6 protein-coding genes and 1 pseudogene are annotated in these 6,745 nt (G+C 34.8%); all 7 read left to right on the top strand.

Going from position 1 to position 6,745, the window contains the following annotated elements; all coding sequences use genetic code 11:
• Positions 1 to 127: 127 nt before the first annotated feature.
• Positions 128 to 1,186, top strand: a complete 1,059-nt coding sequence (locus SAGCYANO_RS16515; RefSeq protein ID WP_255502577.1) for a DUF1822 family protein — start codon at positions 128 to 130, stop codon at positions 1,184 to 1,186.
• Positions 1,187 to 1,756: 570 nt separating this feature from the next.
• Positions 1,757 to 3,877 (top strand): pentapeptide repeat-containing protein, encoded by a 2,121-nt coding sequence (locus SAGCYANO_RS16510; protein WP_237396233.1) that lies wholly within the window; start codon positions 1,757 to 1,759, stop codon positions 3,875 to 3,877.
• 201 nt (positions 3,878 to 4,078) lie between these two features.
• A complete protein-coding gene (locus SAGCYANO_RS16505) occupies positions 4,079 to 4,603 on the top strand; it encodes an Rpn family recombination-promoting nuclease/putative transposase (protein WP_307785906.1) in 525 nt (174 codons plus the stop codon).
• 125 nt (positions 4,604 to 4,728) lie between these two features.
• Positions 4,729 to 5,190 (top strand): DUF4351 domain-containing protein, encoded by a 462-nt coding sequence (locus SAGCYANO_RS16500; protein ID WP_202221079.1) that lies wholly within the window; start codon positions 4,729 to 4,731, stop codon positions 5,188 to 5,190.
• A 137-nt stretch (positions 5,191 to 5,327) separates the two neighbouring features.
• Positions 5,328 to 5,477 (top strand): annotated as a pseudogene (locus tag SAGCYANO_RS16495) (PD-(D/E)XK nuclease family transposase); the annotation flags it as partial.
• Between the two features lie 322 nt (positions 5,478 to 5,799).
• Positions 5,800 to 5,931 carry a hypothetical protein gene (locus SAGCYANO_RS47630; protein WP_255502576.1) on the top strand — a complete coding sequence of 44 codons (132 nt, stop codon included), beginning with the start codon at positions 5,800 to 5,802 and terminating at the stop codon, positions 5,929 to 5,931.
• A 54-nt stretch (positions 5,932 to 5,985) separates the two neighbouring features.
• Positions 5,986 to 6,745: pentapeptide repeat-containing protein (locus SAGCYANO_RS16490; protein ID WP_202221078.1), on the top strand; the 760-nt coding region annotated here is incomplete at its 3' end.

Here is a 6,745-nt window from a genome sequence, read left to right as displayed (position 1 = left end):
CTGAAATGACATTAACTATAGATGAATTAACAATAGTATTTCCAGACCAATTATTATTAGAAAATTCTCCAGAAGAAACCGAACAACTCTGGCAAGAATCTCAAAATTATTCTAATGATGCTGCTCGGTGGAATGCTTTTTAAATAGTCTTTGTTTAAATATGACAATTAAATATTTAACAGAAGATACACAACCAGAAGAAATACCACAAATATCACTAAACTTAGAAAGTTTAAATCAAATTTGGGAACTGGTAAATGGCAGTGCTATTTCCATAGGAGAAACTCGAATTATTCTCATACCAACAGAAGAATTAGATACAGAAGAATTTGCCATTCCCCAGGAGTGGGTAGACTTGCCAACTTTGGTAGGTGACTATTATTTGGCAGCAGTGATGGAACCGGAAGAATATCGGATGAGAATTTGGGGTTACACCAGTTATCAAAATCTCAAAAGCAAAGCAAACTATAACGAATTAGACCGCATCTATTATTTAGGTCAAGAATTTATGACTGAAGATTTAAATGTCATGTGGGTAGCGCGGGAACTTTGTCCCCAGGCAAAACCATCAGTTGAGGCAATAGAAAGTTTGTCTGTAGATGAGGCAACTGCTTTGGTGACACAGTTGGGGCGATCGTCTCCTTATTCTCCCAGGTTGGAGGTGGAGTTTGAAAAATGGGGAGCGTTGTTAGAAAATCAGAATTTATTGCGGATGTTGTATGAGCAGAGGTTGGGAGGCGATCGCTCGACTGCTACAAATTTATTGCAATGGTTTGAGGGAATATTTGAAACTGGTTGGCAAACTGTTGAGGAGGTTTTAAATTTTGAGCAAGCTGAAATTGGTTATAGTTTTCGTAGTTCAGTGAGGATATCCCGGGGTAAAAAGATTGATCTAGGAATGCGAGTTGCTGAGGAGTCGGTAGCTTTAATTGTGCATTTACTTTCAGAAAATGAGACTGAAAAAGATGTGAATATTCAAGTACATCCGATGGGGGAACAAGTTTATTTACTACCGGGAGTTAGGTTAATAGTTATGGATGAGTTTGGGGAAGAATTAACATTTGTAGAATCTCGCGATGCGGATAATTTTATTCAGTTAAATTTTACTACTGAAATAGGAGAAAAGTTTAGTATTGCTGTGGCGTTGGGAGAGGCGAGAGTTATTGAGGAATTTTATTTGGAATAGTAGTTTAAGGTTGGGAAATTAAATTTTATTTATCCTTTATATAATGCGAATAAATTTTGCCCGCCTTGGGACTATTCCAGTTCAATAATTTAGAATTTAGAATTTAGAATTTAGAATTACCTCTTCTTGAAAAGAAGAGGTAAGACTCAAAGGAAAACTTTTTCTTGTTTCTCCTTTAAAGGAGAGGCTTTAAACCTTAATTATTCGGTAGTCATACCTAATTAAAAAATAACGATATATCAATCTAAATGTAGGGGCAAATGGCCGTTTTGCTCCTGCCACAAAAAAATTGAATTTATTGCCAAAAAGTCATGGGAAATTATCTATAACTTAGCGGAATTACACAACTAAAATGGTGCCCTGCGACAGATTTATACAGCAGAACTAACCTAGCATACTGGACTGACGCAGCTAATTTTATGCACTAGATTATTGGTGGGGGGGCGGGTTCACCAGGTCGCGGGTAAAACCATTAACTTAACGCGGAACCCGCCCCTACAATCTTCCTTCTTCCTTCTTCCTTCTTCCTTCTTCCTTCTTCCCTTTTCCTTCTTCCTTCTTGAAAAAATTATGGAAAATTATCGTCGCAGAAATCTCCGAGGTCGTTCTTTTAAAAATCAAGACCTCTCTCATGAAGACTTTTCTTACTCGGATATTAGAGGTGCAAATTTCACAAATGCTAATCTTGTAGGTGCTAACTTCAGCTATGCTTTAGCAGGACTAACAAAAACTTGGAAAATTATACTTTCTATTTTGATTTTTTTCCTTTGCACAACCTCAGTATTTGCCACATTTACAGCAGTTTATATTCCCCTCAAACTTGCTATTCCTAAAATTACTAATCCTATTCCCATTCAGATTGGTTTCTTGATTTTTTTACTCCTGGAATTTATCAACATTGGCATATTATTAGTCACAATTCGGCAAGGAATCAAAAAAGCTTTAGCATACTTATTCTCTGGCATTCCCCTAATAATATTTATCGTTCCGGGATTAGCAGCTTTTGCCATGAGTGAAAAAAATCTCTCAAAATGGTTCAATTTTTTTGGAATTAATCGACCTCCCTCCCCAGAAATTATTGAACTTTCAAAAGAGTTAAAAGCTTTCAGAAGTGGCAATCTTATTGAGGGAGTAACTAACCTATTAACCGACGCTGACTCTGTAAATATAGTTGTTAGTATAATTGTTAGTCTAATTATTTCAGTTGGGGCAATATTAGTATTAATTACTACCCTGAGTCTGGCAGTAGTTTTAGCTGAAATAAAATCTGAAAAACACCAGAAAAATTCAGTCATAGCTTGGTCGAGAATTTTCACAATAATTATTACTGGAAGTGTCGTTAAAAATCTAGACGATCGCTATGGAACATTTATATTTAGCTCGGAAGCTGCAAAGGGAGTTGTTCTTGGTATTGGCACTTATGTAATAGCAATAATTCTATCTATATTATTAATCTCTATAGCTGGTTATCTCGCCAGAAAAATATTAGCAGAAGACAAAAATAATCTAACTATTCGCCGACTTGCTGTTGCTATTGGGGCAATAGGAGGAACGAGTTTTAAAAATACTAATCTTAACGAGGCTAACTTTAGTAATGCCTGCCTAAAAAGTACCGATTTTAGATTAGCTAATGTGACTCATACCCTCTGGCGCAAAGCCGAATATTTAACATTTGCCAGAATCAGAACCACAATATTAATTGACCCGAAAATTCGAGAATTGTTAGTGACCGGAAATGGCATAAATCAACAATATATAAGTGTCAATCTTCGAGGGGCAAATCTCAGAAGTGCTGACCTAACTCGGAGCAATTTAACAATAGCAGATTTGAGTGAAGCTGCTCTGGAAGGTGCTTGTTTGGATGGAGCAAATTTAAAGGAAGTTTTGGCAATTGGTACTAATTTTACCGAGGCAAAAATGACAGGAGTTTGTTTAGAATCTTGGAATATTAATCACACTACTATTTTGGACGAGGTCGAGTCGGAATATATCTATTTATTAGAGTCGGCAAAACCACAAACAAATGATAGAGAGCGTCGTCCTAGTAGTGGAAATTTTGCACCGGGAGATTTTACAAAATTATTTGCTCAAAATTTTCATACTGTGGATTTAATTTTCCGTAATGGCATTGATGGGAAAGCTTTTATGTCTGCTTTTCAACGGGTGAAAATAGAAGATGAGGGGATAAGTATGGCAATTCAAAGTATGGAGAATAAGGGGGATGGGATGGTGGTAATTAAAATTAGTGTGCCTGCGGAAGCAAGTAAGGGAAAAATTCATCAGCAGTTGACTGAGTTTTATCAGGAAGATGTGGGTAAGTTGGCGGAAAAGTATCAGGAAAAATCTCTTAGTCAGGAGGAAAAAATTTCCATCTATCATCAGCAAAGTGAATATATGATGTCTTTTTTCAGTTATCAGTTAGCAGTTAACAATTATCAGTCAATAGTTGAGCGTTTAGAAAGGGCAATGCAAGAGGAAAGAGAGCAGGTAAATTATGCGGAAAAACAAGGAAGGATTAAAGAAGCAATTTTTCTAGTTATGGTTTTAATTACTCAACGTTTTGGAGAAGTTTCTGAGGATATTAAAGAGCGGGTAGAAAGTCTACCTTTGGCAAATTTAGAAGGTTTGGTCAAGGTATTTTTGAATTTTAATAGTTTGGCAGATTTAGAAAGTTGGTTGGAGGAAAGTTAGAAGTCAAAATTCAAAAGGCAAAAGTCAAAAATAATCTATGAGTGAGTTTAATAATAAGGAGAAAAATTACCCTGAAATTTATCAGCCCCAAAATTGATTATGTCTTTAAAAAAATCTTTGGTTCCGATCAGTTATCTGTAGTGCAGGCATCTTGCTCGCCAGCAATGTACCTATATCAATTATTGAAGGAGAAAAATTACTATGAAATTTATCAGTCCGAAAGTTGATTATATCTTTAAAAAAATCTTCGGTTCGGTACAGAGTACAGACATTTTAATTAGCTTTCTCAACGCCATAATTTATGGAGGGGAAAAAAGCATTGCATCTCTCACAATTGTTAATCCCTATAATCCCAAAATGTGTAGGGGCGAATGGCCATTCGCCCCTACATTGAATGTCAAAGCAGTTTTAATAGATGGCTCTATTGTAGTAATTGAAATGCAGGTTGCTAGAATGACTGGTTTTAATAAAAGAGTCGCTTATAACCTAGCTAAAGTTTGTGACAACCAGTTAGAAACAAGAGAAAATTATCTGTTACTAAATCCAGCGATCGCTGTGACAATTACAGATTTTATCTTGTTCAAAAAGACTGAGGATGCGATTAATCAATTTGTCTTTCAGGAGAAGACTAAAAAATTTGAATGTCTGGATGAGCAATTGCAGTTAATTTGTAAGCATTCAGCAGTTAGCCATCAGCTATCAGCTATTACTTTTAGTTTAGGATAAAAGCAATATTTAATTGTCTTACTAAAAAAGTTGCTTCCCTTCCTTGTCCTTAAAGTCAGTTGTTAATTTAAACACTGTCCTTAACAAGAGAATCTTGTTGCTGATAGCTGACTGCTAATAGCTGAATGCTTACGTTAATTTTTGTAGAATTGCCAAAATTTAAGAAGGCTTTGTCTGAGTTAAATACTTTAGCTGATAAATGGATTTATTTTCTGAAAGAGGCGACTCATTTGGATGAGATACCGGAAAATTTAGGAGAAGTTGCCGAAATAGAAAAGGCTTTAAATATTGCCAATAAAATTAATCTGACAGCGGAAGAATTAGACATAGTTGAGCGTCGCGCAATTGCAATGCAAGATGAAAGAGGACGGATAACTTATGCGGCAGAACAAGGTGAAGTAAAAGGACGTCAAAAAGAAGCGATCGCTCTAATTATGCTTTTAATTACTCAACGTTTTGGAGAAGTTTCTGAAGATATTAAAGAGCGGGTAGAAAGTCTACCTTTGGCAAATTTAGAAAGTTTGGTCAAGGCATTTTTGAATTTTAATAGTTTGGCAGATTTAGAAAATTGGTTGGAGGAAAGTTAGAAGTCAAAATTCAAAAGGCAAAAGTCAAAAATAATTTATGAGTGAGTTTAATAATAAGTAAGCATTTCTTCCGGAATGCTTACCATCTTGCCCGCGAGCAATGTACATATATCAATTATTAAAGGAGAAAAATTACTATGAAATTTATCAGTCCGAAAGTTGATTATATCTTTAAAAAAATCTTCGGTTCCGAACAGAGTAAAGACATCTTAATCAGTTTTATCAACGCCATAATTTATCGAGGGAAAAAAGTCATTGAATCTCTGAAAATTATCAATCCTTATAATCATAATCCCGGTCAATTGATCGGGAAGTCAAAATTCAAAAGTCAAAAGTCAAAAATAATTTATGTATGAGCCAAGAAATTTATTTTTGGCGGATGAAAAAGAATTACAGAATAAATAAATTTTCTACTTAAACTTTCAGGGGTAAATCTAATGCTAATTCATACATCCAGAAAACCACTTTACAGTTATCAGTTATCAGTTAACAGTTATCAGTTATCAATTAACAGTTATTAGTCATCTTTAGATGACTTCTGCTGTGAGCCAATAAATAAATTTCTTGGCGGATGAAAAAGAATCACTTAATTTTTCAGGGGTAAATCTAATGTTAATTCATTCATCTAAACAACCACTTTTCAGTTATCAGTTATCAGTTATCAGTTATCAGTTATCAGTTATCAATTATCAGTTAACAGTTATTAGTCATCTAAAGATGACTTCTGCTGTGAGCCAATAAATAAATTTCTTGGCGGATAAAAAAGAATCACTTAATTTTTCAGGGGCAAATATAATGCTAATTCATACATCCACACAACCACGAAAAAATTATCAAGGTCGTTCATTTAAAAATCGAGATTTGACTGGTCAAGACTTCTCTTTTGCAGATATAAGAGGAGCAGATTTTACCAATGCAAATCTCACAGGTGCTAAGTTCAATTATGCTTTAGCAGGATTAACAAAATCTCAGAAAATCATCATATTTATTGTTACAGCTATCCTATCTATAACTGCAGGTCTCGCAGCATATATTGCCGTCCATTTTTCCATACGTTTTCTGCGCTCTAAATTAGAGGAAGCAAATCATTTTGGCACAGCCATTTTTACATTTCTAGAATTTGTCAATATTGGTTTATTAGTAATTACTATTCGTCAAGGAATTGCCGAAACAATAAAATATTTATTTTATCTACTTTCTCTTATGGTACTAACAATTCCAATACTTGCACTATTAGGAATTAGAGAGGAAAAAGTTCATCAGTATTTCAGTTGGTTAGGGTTTTCCGAAGCGCCAGATTCTATTGTTTGGTTATTCGGAAAATTAAGAATGTTCAGGGGTGGCCAGATTATCGAAGGTGTAAGTTATTGGTTTAATGGCAATGAAGATGTGAATCCTATTGTGGGTATAATTGTCAGCTTGATTATCTCCATAGGGGCAATATTTGTATTAATTTCAACTCTTAGTTTAGCAGTAGTTTTAGCTGAAATTATTGCTGAAAAATGGTTGGCAAATACAGCAGTAGCAGGAATCTTAGCAGTAATTGCTGGAGCAC

The sequence above is a fragment of the Okeania sp. KiyG1 genome, assembly GCF_014132355.1.
Classification (GTDB): Bacteria; Cyanobacteriota; Cyanobacteriia; order Cyanobacteriales; family Microcoleaceae; genus Okeania.
Note: the sequence above shows the minus strand (reverse complement) of the source record. Positions and strands in the feature narration are given on the sequence as shown.